The organism is uncultured Paenalcaligenes sp. (assembly GCF_947630565.1).
GTDB classification, from domain to species: Bacteria; Pseudomonadota; Gammaproteobacteria; order Burkholderiales; family Burkholderiaceae_B; genus Paenalcaligenes; species Paenalcaligenes faecalis.
The window spans coordinates 26550-43959 of record NZ_CANRIC010000012.1 but is presented as its reverse complement, the minus strand read 5'-3'; the positions used below and the strand labels follow the sequence as shown (position 1 = coordinate 43959).

Annotated in this window: 20 protein-coding genes; 10 read left to right on the top strand and 10 right to left on the bottom strand. The window is 46.1% G+C overall.

From position 1 onward, the window contains the following. Positions 1–23: 23 nt before the first annotated feature. The 3 genes from Q0Z62_RS04270 to Q0Z62_RS04260 form a co-directional block, all read right to left on the bottom strand. Positions 24–338, bottom strand: a complete 315-nt coding sequence (locus Q0Z62_RS04270; protein WP_298051249.1) for a cell division protein ZapA — start codon at positions 336–338, stop codon at positions 24–26. Between the two features lie 2 nt (positions 339–340). Next, entirely contained in the window at positions 341–769 is a 429-nt protein-coding gene (locus Q0Z62_RS04265; RefSeq protein ID WP_269901356.1) for a hypothetical protein, read from the bottom strand. Positions 770–860: 91 nt separating this feature from the next. After that, positions 861–1421: an RNA pyrophosphohydrolase gene (locus tag Q0Z62_RS04260; RefSeq protein WP_269901355.1), complete on the bottom strand. Its 561-nt coding sequence runs from the start codon at positions 1419–1421 to the stop codon at positions 861–863. 62 nt (positions 1422–1483) lie between these two features. Here Q0Z62_RS04260 and Q0Z62_RS04255 point away from each other — a divergent pair, with 62 nt between their 5' ends. The 9 genes from Q0Z62_RS04255 to Q0Z62_RS04215 all read left to right on the top strand — a co-directional run bounded on the left by Q0Z62_RS04255 (position 1484) and on the right by Q0Z62_RS04215 (position 9325). Further along, the gene (locus tag Q0Z62_RS04255; RefSeq protein ID WP_298051245.1) at positions 1484–3220 is read left to right on the top strand and encodes a proline--tRNA ligase; all 1737 of its coding nucleotides are present in this window, start codon (positions 1484–1486) and stop codon (positions 3218–3220) included. A gap of 90 nt (positions 3221–3310) precedes the next feature. Then, positions 3311–3724: a tol-pal system-associated acyl-CoA thioesterase gene (gene ybgC / locus Q0Z62_RS04250; RefSeq protein ID WP_298051242.1), complete on the top strand. Its 414-nt coding sequence runs from the start codon at positions 3311–3313 to the stop codon at positions 3722–3724. 2 nt (positions 3725–3726) lie between these two features. Further along, positions 3727–4398: a protein TolQ gene (gene tolQ / locus Q0Z62_RS04245; protein WP_269901352.1), complete on the top strand. Its 672-nt coding sequence runs from the start codon at positions 3727–3729 to the stop codon at positions 4396–4398. A 3-nt stretch (positions 4399–4401) separates the two neighbouring features. Beyond that, positions 4402–4836, top strand: a complete 435-nt coding sequence (locus tag Q0Z62_RS04240) for an ExbD/TolR family protein (protein ID WP_269901351.1) — start codon at positions 4402–4404, stop codon at positions 4834–4836. A gap of 13 nt (positions 4837–4849) precedes the next feature. Beyond that, positions 4850–5878, top strand: a complete 1029-nt coding sequence (gene tolA, locus Q0Z62_RS04235; protein ID WP_298051236.1) for a cell envelope integrity protein TolA — start codon at positions 4850–4852, stop codon at positions 5876–5878. A gap of 106 nt (positions 5879–5984) precedes the next feature. Then, positions 5985–7211 carry a Tol-Pal system beta propeller repeat protein TolB gene (gene tolB / locus Q0Z62_RS04230; protein WP_269902244.1) on the top strand — a complete coding sequence of 409 codons (1227 nt, stop codon included), beginning with the start codon at positions 5985–5987 and terminating at the stop codon, positions 7209–7211. Positions 7212–7244: 33 nt separating this feature from the next. Next, positions 7245–7751 carry a peptidoglycan-associated lipoprotein Pal gene (pal, locus tag Q0Z62_RS04225; RefSeq protein ID WP_298051234.1) on the top strand — a complete coding sequence of 169 codons (507 nt, stop codon included), beginning with the start codon at positions 7245–7247 and terminating at the stop codon, positions 7749–7751. A gap of 71 nt (positions 7752–7822) precedes the next feature. Continuing rightward, a complete protein-coding gene (gene ybgF, locus Q0Z62_RS04220; RefSeq protein ID WP_298051232.1) occupies positions 7823–8500 on the top strand; it encodes a tol-pal system protein YbgF in 678 nt (225 codons plus the stop codon). A 3-nt stretch (positions 8501–8503) separates the two neighbouring features. Further along, positions 8504–9325 carry an alpha/beta hydrolase gene (locus Q0Z62_RS04215; RefSeq protein WP_298051229.1) on the top strand — a complete coding sequence of 274 codons (822 nt, stop codon included), beginning with the start codon at positions 8504–8506 and terminating at the stop codon, positions 9323–9325. Positions 9326–9413: 88 nt separating this feature from the next. On the opposite strand, the gene Q0Z62_RS04210 is transcribed toward Q0Z62_RS04215, so the two are convergent. Both Q0Z62_RS04210 and Q0Z62_RS04205 read right to left on the bottom strand, forming a co-directional pair. Then, a complete protein-coding gene (locus Q0Z62_RS04210; protein WP_298051226.1) occupies positions 9414–9932 on the bottom strand; it encodes a copper chaperone PCu(A)C in 519 nt (172 codons plus the stop codon). Between the two features lie 52 nt (positions 9933–9984). Beyond that, a complete protein-coding gene (locus Q0Z62_RS04205) occupies positions 9985–10362 on the bottom strand; it encodes a hypothetical protein (protein ID WP_269901345.1) in 378 nt (125 codons plus the stop codon). A 112-nt stretch (positions 10363–10474) separates the two neighbouring features. Between Q0Z62_RS04205 and Q0Z62_RS04200 the strand changes: the two genes are divergently transcribed. Continuing rightward, positions 10475–11863: an MATE family efflux transporter gene (locus Q0Z62_RS04200; RefSeq protein WP_298051223.1), complete on the top strand. Its 1389-nt coding sequence runs from the start codon at positions 10475–10477 to the stop codon at positions 11861–11863. 75 nt (positions 11864–11938) lie between these two features. Here Q0Z62_RS04200 and Q0Z62_RS04195 read toward each other — a convergent pair whose 3' ends face one another. The 5 genes from Q0Z62_RS04195 to Q0Z62_RS04175 all read right to left on the bottom strand — a co-directional run bounded on the left by Q0Z62_RS04195 (position 11939) and on the right by Q0Z62_RS04175 (position 17409). Then, the gene (locus Q0Z62_RS04195; RefSeq protein ID WP_269902243.1) at positions 11939–12925 is read right to left on the bottom strand and encodes a diaminopimelate dehydrogenase; all 987 of its coding nucleotides are present in this window, start codon (positions 12923–12925) and stop codon (positions 11939–11941) included. A gap of 32 nt (positions 12926–12957) precedes the next feature. After that, positions 12958–13608 (bottom strand): leucine efflux protein LeuE, encoded by a 651-nt coding sequence (gene leuE / locus Q0Z62_RS04190; protein ID WP_298051221.1) that lies wholly within the window; start codon positions 13606–13608, stop codon positions 12958–12960. A 141-nt stretch (positions 13609–13749) separates the two neighbouring features. Next, a complete protein-coding gene (gene ahpF, locus Q0Z62_RS04185) occupies positions 13750–15303 on the bottom strand; it encodes an alkyl hydroperoxide reductase subunit F (RefSeq protein WP_298051219.1) in 1554 nt (517 codons plus the stop codon). Between the two features lie 125 nt (positions 15304–15428). Further along, positions 15429–15992, bottom strand: coding sequence for an alkyl hydroperoxide reductase subunit C (gene ahpC / locus Q0Z62_RS04180; protein ID WP_269901341.1), 564 nt, complete (start codon positions 15990–15992; stop codon positions 15429–15431). 190 nt (positions 15993–16182) lie between these two features. Beyond that, positions 16183–17409, bottom strand: coding sequence for an acetate/propionate family kinase (locus Q0Z62_RS04175; RefSeq protein ID WP_298051214.1), 1227 nt, complete (start codon positions 17407–17409; stop codon positions 16183–16185). Position 17410: the final 1 nt, after the last annotated feature.

The window sequence follows — 17410 nt, the reverse complement described above, 5'->3', positions numbered from 1 at the left end:
TTAACAGATGCTGTAAGAATTCATTAGCGATTTAAATTATCAGCCGGACCTAAGACCGTATCCATTAATTTATGCATATCATCCATTTTACGCTTGAAATCACCTAAAGCAACATTACTCATGGGGCCATCAGGCGCTTTCATAGACAATAGTTCAACTGCAATTTGAATGGCAGCCATTACAGCAATACGTTCGTTACCGCTGGTACGCCCTGCCTCCTTAATGCGCTCCATGTGTTGATCCACATGATGAACAGCGTCAAGTAGTTTGGTTTTTTCTGAAGGCGGACACGCCAACATGTATTCACGCCCAAGCAAGCTAATATCTAAACGTTCCATAATTAATCCTGCGTGTTGTTCGTAGGCTGAATCACATCACCACCTGGTAAACGTGCTAAGAGGTGTGCGACATGATCGCGCGCCTCTGTGGCAGCCCGTTCTAAAACATGCGCTTTAGATTCACTTTGCTGCAGACGGTTTTTAAGACTATTTAGCTCATCTTGCTGTTGAATGAGTTCTGCATAAAGTGACTCTTGAGCCTCTTCGGCCATACGTCGTGCGGTTTCCATGTCTTGCTGATGTCTGGTGACTATTTCAGCCATATTGGCATACTCGGCCTGTTGCGAACCCAACTGGTCACGTAGTGTAGTTCGCTCTTGTTCGAGTAATTTTACACGCGATAAGAGTTCTGAGCGTTCGGTTTTGAGACGCTCTGAGTATGACACCAAACGACTAATGCGATTGGCTAATTGATCAAGATCCTGCAGCATAGGCAATATCGTAAGTGGTGAACCCAATAGTGGGTAAATAAATAAAACATAACCATCATAACCCTATGTCGTCGCATAGGGCTATGATTTCCTAGTTATTAGGTGTTAAGTTAATGTCTTTATGATGCAAGCGCTGAGTCGCATAACTGCGTTGACGTAAAAAACGAGTTTCTTGGCGGTGTCTGAATATGTGCACAGATAATTCATTCAGTGCCTGAAAATAGACTTCTCGTTTAAAATCAATTACGGCATCTAACGGCACCCAATAATCACTCCAACGCCACGCATCAAACTCTGGAGCTGATGTTGCGCGTAGACTGACGTCGCTATCTCTACCGACCATACGAAGCAAAAACCAAATTTGCTTTTGCCCTTTATAATGGCCGCGAGACTCGCGCCGTACAAAATGATTGGGAACGTTATAACGCAACCAGTCTCGAGTCCGTCCTAAAATGTGAACATGTTCAGGTAATAAGCCGACCTCTTCGTGAAGTTCTCGATACATAGCCTGTACAGGACTTTCACCTTGTCGGATTCCGCCTTGAGGAAATTGCCAAGCATGTTCCCTAATACGTTTACCCCAGAACACCTCGTTCTTGCGATTTACAAGAATGATCCCTACATTTGGACGGTAGCCTTCTCGATCTAACATAGGCCACCTCTATAATTTCAATATAATTAGTTAGATTATACGTACCAGTTGAGTTCCATACCATGCATGCAAGCCACTATCATATAAACACACTAAAAGAAGCTCCCGCTGAAGCCGAAATTGCCAGCCATCAACTCATGACTCGAGCAGGCATGATTCGCCGTATTGCTGGCGGCGTTTATACCTATATGCCTTTGGGCCTGAAGGTACTACGGAAAATTGAACAGATCGTACGCGAAGAAATGGATAACTCTGGCGCACTAGAACTGCTTATGCCAGTGGTTCAGCCTGCTGAACTTTGGCAAGAAACAGGCCGCTGGGATGAATATGGTGCCGAATTACTACGAATAAAAGATCGCCATCAACGCGACTTTGTTCTGCAGCCCACATCTGAAGAAGTCGTTACAGACATTGTGCGTAATGAAATTCATAGCTGGCGCCAATTACCGGTCAACTTCTATCACATTCAAACTAAGTTTCGTGATGAGCGCCGCCCTCGATTTGGATTAATGCGTGGCCGTGAGTTCACCATGAAAGATGCTTACTCCTTTGATCGTGATGAGGAATCAGCACAAAAGAGCTACGACATTATGTATGCGGCCTATATGCGGATTTTTGAGCGTTTAGGTTTGACTTTCCGAGCCGTGGCAGCCGATACCGGCTCTATTGGTGGTTCACGTAGTCACGAGTTCCAAGTCATTGCCGATACAGGAGAGGATGAGATCGTCTACAACCCTGACTCAGACTACGCGGCTAACATCGAACTAGCACAAGCTCCCTGCTTAATTGCAGAGCGTCAAGCACCTCAAGCTCAATTAGAAAAAATATCTACACCGAATGCGATTAAGTGTGAGCTTGTAGCAGAACAATTGAATCGTCCACTGAGCGATACAGTTAAGGCGGTAGTCCTAGCAACGGATCCTCATCAAGATCAAACTGACGTCAAAATCTGGCTACTTTTAATTCGTGGTGACCATGAGCTCAATGAAGTCAAAGTCGGCAAGCTTGCTGGATTTGAACATGGGTATCGTTTAGCAACCGAAGAAGAAATCACGTCACATTTTGGTTGTATTCCAGGCTACTTAGGCCCAGTAGGCCTATCTGATAAAGTCGCTATTATCGCGGATAGTACCGTTGCTAATATGAGTGATTTCATCTGTGGGGCAAACGAAGCCGGTTTCCACTTTAGTGGTGTTAACTGGAATCGAGATCTACCCGAAGCCCACGTTGCTGATTTACGCAATGTGGTTGCGGGTGACCCTGACCCTACCGGCACTGGCACACTCGCCATACAGCGAGGCATTGAGGTCGGTCATGTTTTCTTTTTGGGTGATACTTACTCAAAAAAACTACAAGCCACTTATTTAGATACAGATGGTAAGCCAGCTCTTATTCAAATGGGTTGTTATGGTATTGGTGTAAGTCGTATTGCGGCGGCTGCCGTTGAGCAAAATCACGATAACAAAGGAATCATTTGGCCTCGTGCCTTGGCTCCTTTTGAAGTCGTTATTTGTGCGTTAAATTGGCACAAAAGTGAAACTGTCCAACAGGCTGCGACGGCGTTGTATACCGAGTTAAAAGCCAAAGGTGTTGATGTTATTCTCGATGATCGCGATGTGCGCCCGGGTGTGATGTTCGCCGACTGGGAACTCATTGGAGTACCTTTACGCGTCACTGTTGGTGATCGAGGCTTAAAAGAGGGTGTCGTAGAGATTCAAAATCGTCGTGATGGTCATAATGAAAAAGTGACTACCTCTGACGCCTGCGACTATCTTAATCAGGCCCTACAACACCTGTAAGAATAGGTAAAAATCACAGTGGCCCGTTACTTAACCATTAACAGGCCGACTGCATTTCTTCACATTATTTACAAAGACATGCCAACTGAAATGAGTCAAAATGCTAATCAGCTTCAGATTCGCGTATATTACGAAGACACCGATGCAGGTGGTATCGTTTTTTACGCTAATTATCTTAAGTTTTTTGAACGCGCTCGTACGGAATGGCTACGCCGCCTTGGCATTCATCAATCCCAGATGGCGCAATCCGAACAGCAACTCTTTGTGGTGAAACGAGCAGATATTGAGTACATAAAATCAGCCAAGCTAGATGATTTACTTGATATTCATAGTCGAATCACCCATATAGGAGGGGCTTCAGTACATTTTGCTCAAGAAGCCTGGCGCGACGATGATTTATTGTGCCAAAGCTCTATTGTGGTAGTAAGTGTTGATGCCAACACGATGCGTGCCGCTAAAATTAACTCCAACCTTCGATCAATTTTGGAAAACGCTCAGGATTGACCATGCAAGCAAGCAGCGACCTATCGCTAATCCGCCTCCTTTTAGAGGCCAGTATCCCCGTACAACTCGTGATGTTAATCCTTGTTGGTATATCTATCGTGTCGTGGAGCTATATATTTAGCAAACGCGCCGCGTTAAAGCGCACTCTCGCACAAACAAGTCGTTTTGAAGATGACTTCTGGACGGGGGGAGACCTAACTATGTTGCAACAATCCATCGCATCCAGACGTGATGAAAATGGTGCACTAGCTCGCATTTTTGAGTCCGGTATGTCGGAATTCATTAAGGCACGTCGCTCCAATCAAAAAGGAGAGGCTCTGCTCGATGGTCCTCGTCGGGCAATGCGCGCCACATTCCAGCGAGAACTCGACCAACTGGAATCTAGACTCAACTTTCTCGCCTCAGCAGGCTCTGTCAGCCCCTACATTGGCCTACTTGGTACGGTATGGGGAATTATGCATGCTTTTATTGGTCTATCTGGGGCTCAATCAGCAACATTAGCCTCTGTTGCTCCAGGGATTGCAGAAGCCCTAATCGCTACGGCTATTGGTCTATTTGCAGCGATTCCTGCGGTGGTTGCTTATAACCGCTTCACCAATGAAGTGGATCGTATCGCAACACGCTTTGAAAGTTTTGTTGATGAGTTTCTCAACATCTTGCAACGCCAGGTATAAGCCATGTCCTCGTTACGCGGTAACTCTAGACGCAATAGCCGTCGTTTAAAAAACGAAATCAACGTCGTGCCTTATATCGACGTCATGTTGGTGTTACTAGTGATTTTTATGGTGACAGCCCCCATGATTACTTCGGGGCTGATTGACCTACCTACCGTAGGCCAAGCCTCTGAAGTCCCTGCAGCCCCTATCGAAGTTCAAATTGACAAAGAAGGCCAGATGGCCATTCGATTACGCGAAGGTGATGCTCAATTTCAAACAATTAACCCTGAAAGTTTAATTGCTGAAGTCCGCTCACTCGCTCTCAATCAAAACCCAGTGGTCATTGCTGCTGACGGTGAGGTTCCCTATGCGTCTGTCATGGATATCATGGATCAGCTTCGAGGCAATGGTTTTACCCGCTTAGGTTTTTTGGTTAACCAAAAAGCAGACAATTAATTGTTAAGCACGCATGAGTTTATTTAATCGCCACGATCAGAATGAGGTAATGACGCCCGAGCAACGTGAGCAGCGTCGTGGATTGATGTATGCCATTGCTTTACACGTCGCGCTCGTCTTGCTTTTGCTACTTGGCTTCATTACGGCGCCTAAGTCCCCCAACCCCGTTCAAATTGAACTTTGGGCAGAAGGCGAAATGGCAGTTGCTGAAAATATGGATGAGCCTGTTCCTGCAGAGGAACCCGAAGCCGAGCCTGAGCCAACGCCTGAGCCTGAAGTTGCTGCTCCAGTAAAGCCTGAGCCTGAGCCAGAGCCAACCCCAAAAGCTGAGCCTCCACCCCCACCTAAGGTAACTCCCCCTCCTACAGAGGACCCGGAAATTGCCTTAGAAAAAGCACGTAAAGAAAAACAAGAAGCAGAGCGAAAAGAAAAGCTCGAGGCAGAGAAAAAAGCCCGAGAAGACGCTGAACGTAAAGCCAAAGAGGACGCCGAGAAAAAGGCTAAAGAAGAAGCTGATCGTAAAGCCAGAGCGGATGCGGAGAAAAAAGCCCGTGAAGACGCCGAGCGCAAAGCCAAAGAGGATGCCGAGAAAAAGGCTAAAGAAGACGCTGAGCGTAAAGCCAGAGCTGCGGCAGCTACTAAGGCAGAGGCCGAGAAAAAAGCCCGTGAGGATGCTTTCCGTGCAGCCATGCTTGGTGCTGGCCAAGAAGTCGCTGGCGCCCCCGGAGGTACTGCCAACCGTAATCAAGTAGGCGGTAGCGGCGGGAATGATGGCTATGGTGCTAAAGTCCGTGCTTGTGTACGTCCTCGTGTCGTTTACAACACACCACCTCGTAACGGAAGCAACAACCCTGCATTACAATATCGTGTAGACCTAAATCCTGATGGCTCTGTGCGTAATGTACGCATCACTCGCTCTTCAGGTATTGCACTATTTGACGATGCGGTACAAAAAGGGATAGCCAAATGCTCGCCTTTCCCAAAACCAACCAATGGCCGCTACCCATCGTATATTGATGGCGAGTACCGTATGTATGATTAAACAGGAGATTGCCATAATGACTGCAACTATTTCCGCTGCTAAAGCGACTCGCGCCAAACGTCCATTACGTGGTGCGGGTGTATTGGCTGCGGCCTTTGCTACCGTTATGTTGTGTAGCCAAAGCGTACAAGCTCAACTGCGTGTCGATATTTCTGGTGTGGGTGCTACCCAATACCCTATTGCGGTGGCTGATTTTGCCAACAATCCAGCTGCCCAGCCCATTGCCGAAATTATTCGTGCAGACTTAAGCCGTTCCGGCCAATTTCAATTGATAAACGCGACAGGTGCGAACCTGAACGCAGACAGTGCCATCGATCATGAGAGCTGGCGCAATCGTGGCGCTGATTACATGGCTTATGGCTCCGTCACGCAATCAGGTGGGCAATACAATATTACCTACCGCTTAGTTGACGCCGTAAATCGTGTTGAAATGGATGGTATTGCCTTTGCTGGCAGTGAAAAAGAATTACGCCGCCTATCACACCGTATCGCCGATCGTATTTATGAAAAAATCACGGGTGTACGTGGTGTTTTTTCAACACGAATCGCGTATGTGTTGCAAATGGGCGACACACATGAGTTACAAATTGCAGATGCTGACGGTCAAAATCCACAAGTAATGCTACGCTCTAAGAGCTCCATTATTTCGCCTTCTTGGTCCCCAGATGGATCTAAACTTGCCTATGTTAGCTTCGAAACTGACAAGCCTGTGGTCTACGTCCAGACCCTTGCTACAGGCAAACGAGAACCTGTTGCCAACTTCAAAGGAAACAACAGTGCTCCAACCTGGGCCCCAAGCGGAAACCAACTAGCCGTGGTGCTTTCACGTGATGGCATCTCGCAAATCTACACCATCAATGCAGATGGTTCAGGCTTGCGTCGAGTCATGCGTTCACCACTGATTGACACAGAGCCCACCTACTCTCCAGATGGTGGTTCTTTGGTTTTCACAAGCGATCGTGGTGGCAATCCCCAAATCTATAAAGTCGACCTAAATGGTGGTGAAGCTCGTCGTATTACTTTTAACGGAAGTTACAATATCTCACCAGAGGTAGCTCCGGATGGTAATAGTCTTGTCTATGTAACTCGTAGGAATGGCGCTTACCGCGTCGCTCTCCAAGATATGCACACAGGAAATGAACAGCTTCTAACAACAGGTCCCGACGATCAATCACCCAGCTTTGCTCCTAACGGAATGCAAGTTTTATATAGCTCTGTACAAGGTGGGCGCAGTGTGCTCGCGGTGACATCAGTAGATGGACGAGTCCGTCAAACCCTGTCGTCCTTAAACGGCAAAGTTCGTGAACCGACTTGGGGACCATTTACAAACTAACTTTCTGTGTGACTCTTTTTTAAAGGAACGCTAATGAGCTCGCGCATTTTTAAAGGCTTTACTGTAGCATCTTTGGCTTTAGCTTTAGCCGCATGTAGTTCTGTACCCCTAGACGATTCTGCTTCAGGCGCAGGTACCGGCAATGGTGGCATGACTGATCCAAGCACTGGCATGATTATGGATCCGTTTAACCCTCAAAGCCCTCTAGCCCAGCAGCGTTCGATCTACTTCGACTTTGATAGCTATGTTGTAGCTGAACAATACCGCAATACCGTAGAGATGCATTCTAACTACTTGCGCAATCAGCCCCAACAAACTATCCGCGTCGAAGGTCACGCTGATGCTCGTGGTGGTGCTGAGTACAACTTAGCCCTTGGCCAACGTCGCTCCGAAGCTGTTGCTCGCACAATGACACTTATGGGTGTTAATGCAAGCCAGATCGAAGCCATCAGTTTTGGTAAAGAACGTCCAAAATCAATGGGCAATACCGAGGCTGATTACGCTGAGAACCGCCGTGCAGACATCAACTACCAGCGTTAATTACGCTAAAGTATGATAAATTGACGCCGTAGCGATGACTCGCTGCGGCGTTTTTTCTACAAGGATTCATCATGAGCGTATTTAGTCAGTCTTGGCGTCACCGTTTTGCCCTATTTACGGGCGCAGCCATATTAGCAAGCACCGCCCTACCTTCTTATGCTTTTGCAGATGATGAGGCTCGTCGAGCTATTCTTGAGTTGCGTCAGCAAATACGTCAAATCACTGAACAGAACCAACACGCTAAATTACTATTAGCAGATCAAATTGAAATGATGCGCCAAGAGATTGCGCAACTACGAGGCAAGGTAGAAACCTTAGGGTGGCAAAATAGCCAAGCCCAACAATCAGAACAAAGCTCAACGCTGATCGCAGATCCCCAAGAGCAAGCTGCCTATGAGGCCGCTATGGATTTGTATCGTAATGGTCAATACCAAGAAGCAGCGAGTGGGTTTGGTACCTTTATTGAAGCGTACCCGAGTAGCTCTCAGATCGATGAAGTCCGTTTTTATGAAGGCAGCAGTCTTTATGCTTCTAAACGTTTTTCCGCAGCCATTCAAAAACTACAGAGCTTAGTGACTAGCAACCCTTCTGGTGAGCGTGCGGCAGATGCGTTAATGGTAATCGCCTCCAGCCAAGTAGAAATGAATGATTTAGCATCAGCACAAAAAACACTACAGCGTATTGCTAAGGATTACCCACAGTCTGCCGCTGCAGAAACAGCCCGTAGCCGCTTACAACTTCTACAATAAACTGTGTTTAACGAGTTAATTCAGCAGCCTATCCACAGCACTCTGCCTATTCATAGTCAGAGTGCTACCTTTTATGCAGAGCAAGGTACGGGCGATTTGCTGATCTTAGTACATGGTTCCTTGTGTGACTTGCGTTACTGGCGTTGGCAAATCAGTAAACTGCACGCGGCAGCCCATGTTGTCACGATTAGCCTACCGGGCTATTGGCCCAACAATCCTAGCTCAACGGCCTATGAGTTTGATTTACAGAACCAAATTGCCGCTATTGCTGATGTAATTCAACAAAAACGGCAGTCAGGGCAAAAAGTCTATGTCCTAGGGCATTCTAGAGGGGCTTTTGTCGCTGCCCAGTATGTGCTGACATACGGCAATATTGACGGATTAATTCTTGCAGACCCCGCTTTTCCTATTGATAGTCCTCCTCCCGCGCTCCCTGTGCTCGCCCAAGCGGCGAGTCTTATGGCTGAGGGTCAAGACGAGTCCGGCCTACGTTTATTTATTAATGCAGTTAGTGGTGAAAATACATGGCAACAAATGGTGGGCTGGTTTAAAACAATGGTAGAGGACAATGCCCACACGTTAATAGCTCAAAGCAGAGAAAACCTACCCGCAATTAGTACCGTTCAGCTGGAGCAACTGCGTGAGCTACCTTTGCTCTTGATAAGCGGGGCACTCAGTCCTACACGTTATCAACAGAGCGTGGCACGGCTATTAACGCTCTTGCCTCATGCCAACCATGCCATCATTAATAATGCCTCACACGGCATGAATCTGGCTAACCCAAAGGCCTTTAATCGTGCCGTCCTTGAGTTCATTCATCATTAAAAAACCGCCATTACCAATTCGTCTGATTTCATGATAGAAATCAAAAAAAGGTAACGACGGTTTTATTCGCTATTTAACGCTGATTACACTATTCAAACTGTCTGGCATTCGCTGGATTGACTTTGCAATCCATGCTGATTTTTTGAGCATGATCAAAAAGTAATTCGACTTGCATGCGATCTCCTACCTGTAATTTAGCTACAGGTTTTTCGAACATGGCATGCAACCCACCGGGCTTGAACTCTAGTGTCCCTTTGGCGGGGATCTCCATTTTCTCGGCCATAACCATTTTAGCCATCCCATCTTGCTCGATGGTCTCGTGCAACATAACATCGTCATAACTGGGTGAAATCGCAGCAAGTAAATTCATTGCTTGATCCCCGTCATTATGCAGCACGAAGTATCCAGCAGAAGGCACATGCTCTGGTAACAAACGTACCCAACATTGCTCTGCTCGGACTTGAGTAGTGGTTTTTGCCTCGGCAAACTGAGCGCTATAGTCGGTCACATCGTGATGCCCATGGTGGCCGTGATGATGATCATGCGCCGCCGCGGTTAATGAAAAAGCAGACAAGCTTAAAGCAGCGGATAAAGTAAAAATTCGCATTGTAAATCCTAAGTTTTGAGATAAGTCGTAAATACAGATCAATAAAATAAAACTAGGATTTAACAGGTGGCCCTCTGGCCCCTAAAGGCGCCCCTAAAAAATGGCAACGGCGCAGAACAGAGGGAGAGTTCCGCCGCAAGATTAGGGGCAGTAGTAAGAGTCCTAGCACCAATGTGGGCGTATTGGTATTCAGACCTAAAAAACTAAGCGCAGCGCCAAAAACACAATCTAATAAAGGGTGATCTATATGTGGATCATGAGAGCCATCTAGCCCTAAATCCAGATATATCACTGTTGGGCCTGTAAGCCCTACCACACACATAGTTAAGGCCGGGCCATTACCAACCTTATCTGTATTGGGCATATAGCCCGCAGGAATTAATGCGCGCAACAACACCGCCAGCATCAATAGCATGGCTAACAGACGCACAGGTGGTCTGATGTGTTTTAACGTCGAGCAACCAATCATTAATAGAAAAGCGGTACTATAAATAAGGTGGTATCCGCACCACCTACGCGTTTTTTTTAAGCACTATTATTATATGAACCAAACAGCATTACGCACTAGCTTTATTAATGAGTTAAAAGCCTCTATTAAGCTAGGTTCTCCGTTGATTTTAACCAATTTAGCACAGGTTGCCTTATTAACTACCAATTTAATTTTCATTGGTCGCCTTGGTAAAACAGAGTTAGCCGCTGGTTCATTATCCGCCAGTTTCTACCATGCTTTTATGATTTTTAGTTTAGGTTTGGTGTCCGCGACTATTCCTATGCTGGCAACAACAATTGGTAAAAAACGCAGTAATGTACGTGAAGTTCAACAAATTATTCGACACGGTTTTCTTACTGCATTTCTTGTTTGCATCCCTTTTTGGTTTGCCTTATGGCATGCCGACGCGGTATGGATTGCCTTAGGGCAAAACCCAGATACGATTGAACATGCCATTCAATATGTACGAACAGTGCAATGGTCATTATTACCGTATTTAGGTTATATCGTCATTCGGTCTTTTTTTGCAGCCTTGGAAAAACCCCTTTGGACCTTAATCATTGCGATTGCAGGTATTTGCATCAATGCCTTATTTGCGTGGCTTTTTATTTTTGGACACTGGGGACTGCCCACAATGGGAATTGCGGGGGCAGGTCTTGCCACCACCCTAACTAATTTACTGATGTTCGTGGGTATGGTGGTATTAACATTTAAACACCCGCTTTTCCATCGCTATCAAATTTTTATGAATTTTTGGCAATGGAATACCCAACGCTTAATAGGCATGTGGAAACTCGGTATCCCTATCGCCATTACCTTTACACTAGAAACTCTAGTGTTTTATGCCGCGGTATTAATGATGGGTAGCATAGGGGATACGTCCCTAGCAGCACATGCCATCGCCATGCAAATTAGCTCCGTCACCTACATGATTCCCCTGGGCTTTGGGCAGGTCGCTACGATACGAGTCGGATTAGCTATGGGGAGAGCTAGCCCTAAAGATGCGGTACAAGCTGGCTGGATCTCCTATGTGCTCGGTGTCGGTTTTATGGCAATTGCGGCAGGCGTTATGTGGTGGCAGCCAGAGATCTTAATTCATCAATTTATTGATGCCTCTGCTCCAGAAAACCGCGCCGTCATTATTACAGCCGTCCAGTTCTTATTCTTTGCGGCCCTATTTCAATTAGCTGATGGCGCTCAAGCCGTCGCAGCGGGGATGCTTCGTGGACTGTATGACACTCGCACCCCTATGTTGTTGGCGCTACTGGGTTACTGGGGGTTAGGCGTACCCATTGGGGCATTTTTAGCCTTTGGTCTAGACCTAGAGGGCATCGGTATTTGGATTGGCTTTGTAGCTGGTCTAAGTGTAGTTGCGGTTCTATTAACGTTACGCTGGTGGCGTCACGGCCAACGCTTGCTAGAACGACAAGAATACGCTTGAGGTCCGATAAAAAATACGCCATGCTCAAAAAAAGAGCATGGCGTATTAGCAAATCAATACAACGTATAGCTAGATTTACAAGAGTTCTTTACGCAAATCAGCAGCGGATTTAGGTGAAATTAACCCCGGGGCCACATCAAAAACAGTTTTAGCCCCAAACTGCCCCTGCTGAGCCAATCGATGAGCCGCCCGAGCATAAGCCACAAGAACGCTAGAGGTAAACTCTGGATTGCTGCCTAACGCTAATGAGTACTCCACTGTTTGTTTGGTGCCATTACCCGAAGTACCACTACGAATCACAAAGCCACCATGGGGCATCGCACCATGATCACGTTCAAGCTCATCCATAGAGATCACATGCACAGTGGTGTCATAATCTGCAAAATAATTTGGCATCGTAATGATCGTGTCTCGGACTACGGCCTCATCTGCCCCATCCTCTAGAACAATAAAGCATTCGCGACGATGTTTTTCTCGGGTTGATAAAGTGGGAAGATCCCCATTACGGACACGATTCACTGCCTCTTCGATAGGAAGAGTGTATTGAACCCCTGCCTTAACCCCTTCGACTCTACGCACAGCATCCGAGTGGCCTTGGCTAAGTCCCTTGCCCCAAAAAGTATAAGTCTCACCCGCAGGTAATACACTTTCACCCATTAAGCGATTGATAGAAAATAAGCCGGGGTCCCAACCCACAGCAATAATATTCGTATGTTGATTTTTTTGAGCGACGGCATCAACGGCAGCAAAATAGGCTGGAATAGCCGCATGCGTATCAAAGCTATCAATGGTATTGAACCACTGCGCCAAATGCGGACCTTGCTCTGGCAAATCATCTTTAGAGCCACCACATAAGATCAACACATCAATATCATCTTTATGTTGCTCGATTTGATCTAGCGCATAAATCGGTATGTTGGCAGACTGTAACTGTACACTTTCAGGTTTTCGGCGGCTGAATACAGCGACTAACTCCATGTCTGGGTTTTGGCCTATCGCCAACTCTACACCCCTGCCCAAGTTACCATAACCAGCAATGCCAATACGGATTGTTGCACTCATCATTTTTCCTTTAAAACATAAACGTCGAAATTCTAGGCTACACCAAAAGCCATGCGTGCGGCAAAAGCAATAAATAAAATCGCCACGGCTATGTTACAAAATACAGCAAGGCGACGATGACGCCTGAAACTTGCTGCTAAATGGGTTCCACCAAAAATAAGGGTGGATAAATACAAAAAGCTAAAGAGTTGTAAAAAACCACCAAGCACCATAAAAGCTAACCATGGATGGCCTTGGGTCGGATCTACAAACTGCACAAAAAATGAGAGTAAGAACAGAATCGCTTTGGGATTAAGTAGGCTCAGCACGACCGCCTTACTAAAATAGCTTTTATGTTTGACCTCTGTTTCTAGATGCTGAGGATCAGGGCTGCTCATTGCGGGTTTATAGAGAAACCATAGCATCCTAGCCCCTAAATAAAACAAATACCCCGCCCCCACAGCGCGTAAGCCGTAAAACAAAATAGGCATAGCCTGCAACAACGTACCTGCACCTGCTGCGGTTAATGTGATCAAAATCGTATCACCGACCAAGATACCTGCTGCTGCTTGATAGCCTATTTTTACACCTTTAGCCGCTGCACTCGCAAGCACGAAGAGGGAATTAGGCCCAGGCAATAAAATCACAAACAACGCGCCTACCAAGTAGGTTCCTAAATTAATAACCCCAATGCTCTCGAACACTCCGCACCCATTTAGCAAAAAGATAAATAGTACTCTAATCCCCCATCCCCAATCACGAGAATTTAAAAAACAAAAAGCCCACCCCTATGAAGAGGTGGGCTTGATAATCGAAAGCCCTGCCAAAAGCACAGACTAAAGCGACTATTCTACTGAAGTACGAATTAAATAATCAAAGGCACTTAGCGCTGCTGTTGCTCCCTGACCGGCAGCAATAATAATTTGCTTATAAGGTACTGTGGTTGCGTCACCTGCGGCAAACACACCCGGGATAGAGGTTTGACCCCGTACATCAATCTCGATTTCTCCGTGTTTGGAGCGCTTAACTACATCGCCTAACCATTCATTGTTTGGCACCAAACCAATCTGTACAAAAATACCATCTAAAGGGATGTCTTTGGTTTCTTGGCTAGTGCGGTCTGTGTAACGTAATGCTGTTACCTTAGAGCCATCACCGATAACCTCTGTAGTCTGCGCCATTTTAATCACAGTAACATTAGGAAGACTATGCAATTTGCGCTGTAACACTTCATCAGCACGCAAGGCTTCACCAAACTCTAATAGCGTTACGTGATTCACTAAGCCCGCTAAATCAATTGCGGCCTCTACCCCAGAGTTACCACCACCAATAACGGCAACATCTTTGCCTTTATAAAGTGGGCCGTCACAATGTGGGCAATAGGCTACCCCTTTGTTACGGTAATCAGCCTCTCCAGGCACTCCTAGTTCACGCCAACGAGCCCCCGTTGCCAAGATAAGAGATTTCGTCTTTAGCGTAGCCCCATTTGCCAGTTTCAACTGGATTTCTTTGCCTGGAATCAGCTCTTCGGCACGCTGTACGTTCATGATATCCACATCATAATCACGTACATGCGCCTCTAGCGCTCCGGCAAAAGAAGGGCCATCGGTTTCGCGTACAGAGATGTAGTTTTCAATGGACATCGTATCCAATACCTGACCGCCGAAACGTTCAGCGACCACACCCGTACGAATCCCTTTACGCGCTGCATAAATAGCGGCAGCAGCTCCTGCGGGGCCACCACCTACGACTAATACGTCATAGGGCTCTTTTTCATTTAAGGCTGCAATTTGCTCTTCGCTATCACCTGTACCCAGTTTAGCGAGTAACTCCTCGGCATTGGCTCGGCCATAGTGGAATTCTTCACCGTTTAGAAAAACGGCAGGTACAGACATGACTTCGCGCTGTTTGACTTCATCCTGAAACAACGCACCATCAATCGAAGTGTGTTTGATACGTGGATTGAGCACCGACATTGCGTTCAAGGCTTGGACTACATCTGGGCAGTTCTGGCAGCTCAAGGAGTAGTACGTTTCAAATACATAATCCTCATTCAAATTACGAATTTGATTGGCGACCATCTCATCCATTTTAATCGCATGACCACCCACTTGAAGTAATGCCAGCACCAGAGAGGTAAACTCATGCCCCAACGGAATCCCTGCAAACTCCACAGCAATATCACTGCCTGCACGCTGAATCTTAAAGGAGGGCTGACGAGAGCTCTGACCATTGTCTAAAAATGTAATTTTAGCTGGGCTAAGCTCCGCAATTTCAGTTAAGAGTTCGCGTAATTCATTGGATTTAGCGCCCTCATCGAGTGACGCAATTAGCTCGATTGGTTGCGTGATATTTTCTAAGTACGCTTTAAGCTGTGTTTTTAAACCTGCATCTAACATAATGGTGGCTTCCTTTTTAGGCAGTTTTTAGTGAAGTGAGGAATGTAAGGGGCAAAAAAAGCGCCCGATATAATCGGGCGCTGTAGAGGCGAATGGGTTATTCATTTGCCTCTAAGCAATCCCGCTTAGATTTTACCTACTAGATCTAGGGATGGAGCTAGCGTTTTAGCACCTTCTTCCCATTTAGCTGGACATACTTCGTTAGGGTTTTTAGCGATGTACTGAGCGGCTTTAACTTTACGTAGCAACTCTTTAGCATCACGACCAATACCGTTGTCGTGGACTTCCATGGTCTTGATTTGACCTTCAGGGCTAACAATAAATGTACCGCGAAGTGCTAGACCTTCTTCTTCGATTAGCACTTGGAAGTTACGAGCCAACTGATGAGTTGGGTCAGCCAACATAGGGTAGTTCACTTTACCAATAGCAGCAGAGGTGTCATGCCATGCTTTATGAGCAAAATGTGTATCTGTAGATACGGAGAAAATCTCTACGCCGTATTTTTGGAACTCAGCGTAGTTATCGGCTAAGTCTTCTAGCTCTGTTGGACATACAAACGTAAAGTCAGCAGGGTAGAAAACAAAAACAGACCATTTTCCGGCAATGCTTTCGTTGGTGTACTCTTTGAACTCACCATTGTGGTAAGCCATGGCTTTAAAAGGTAGGATCTGTGTATTGATTAAGGACATCGTAGTTATCTCCCGTTCTGGTTAATTTGTGACAGTGATTTCATTATAGGAATTCACTATCAATTTGTGAAATTGATTAAATTTATTGAATCGATAGTTTTTAGCTATGAGACAATGAGTAAAACCTATAGATCAATTTACTTAATATAGGTTAACAGGGCTTTATGACAAATAAAAGCCCTGCCCAGGGTTATGACTCTGACGCACCCTTTGCTTTGGAAGCACAATAATGATGCAATGCTTCTCGGGCAATGACTAATTCCTCGTTTGTAGGAATCACCCAAACTGAAACAGCACTGTCTTCCGTTGATATTTTTTGTGCACTTTGTGCGTTTAGCTCTGGGTCTAGTTTGACCCCTAGCCATTCTAGGTGCTGACAAATACGCGCTCGAATTTCAGGGCTATGCTCCCCAACCCCTGCTGTAAAGACAATGCCATCCATCCCTTGGGTTGGAACACATAAACCGGCTAAGCTTTCTGCTGTACGAAAACAGTAATAATCGACGGCTAATTTTGCATTAGGGTCCTCGCTGGCTAGCAAGGTGCGCATATCACCGCTAATGCCCGACAACCCTTTCATACCAGACTGGTTATACAAAAGATCCTGAATCTCATCTGCATTTTTTTGACGCTGCTGCATCCACCAAAGTACGACTCCAGCATCTAAACGCCCTGGGCGTGTACTCATGGGTAAGCCATCTAAGGCCGTGAAACCCATTGTACTGACTACACTTTTACCATTTTGAATCATGCACGCTGATGATCCTGACCCCAAGTGCGCCACAATCACACGTCCTTGATGTAGTTCAGGTAAATGTTGCTCTAGGTAGTCCGAAATATACTGATAAGACAAACCATGGAAACCATAACGGCGCACGCCCTGATCGTAATAACGCAAAGGTAAGGCGTAGTGGTTATACAGCGGGTCCTGCTGACAGTGGAAGGCCGTATCCACACATGCAATCTGTAAAATTTGAGGCCAGTGTTTACGAATAACACGAACTGGGGCCAAATTATTATGCTGATGCAATGGAGCCAATGGGGCCAAGTCATCTAAGTAGGTCAAGAGCTGATCGTCAATAACCGCACTATCATCCATGTCAGAACCACCATGCACAATGCGATGTCCTACCGCTATGGCAGGCTTATCCATACGGAATGTTAACCAGTTAGCCAATAGTTCCTGAGCCGCTTGAAGGTCTTTGGTTTCATCAAACGTAGTAGAACGATCTTCGAGTATCTGCCCTAATGCCCCTTTTACCTTGAAATGCGCTATATCTGTGCCGATCCCAGAAACCTGCCCGCCATATAGATAGCTTAAATCATTCACATCTACGGTTTCGGCATCGGGTATCTGATAGACGTTAAATTTAAGGCTGGAGCTACCCGCGTTAATAACAATTAATTTTTCACTCATG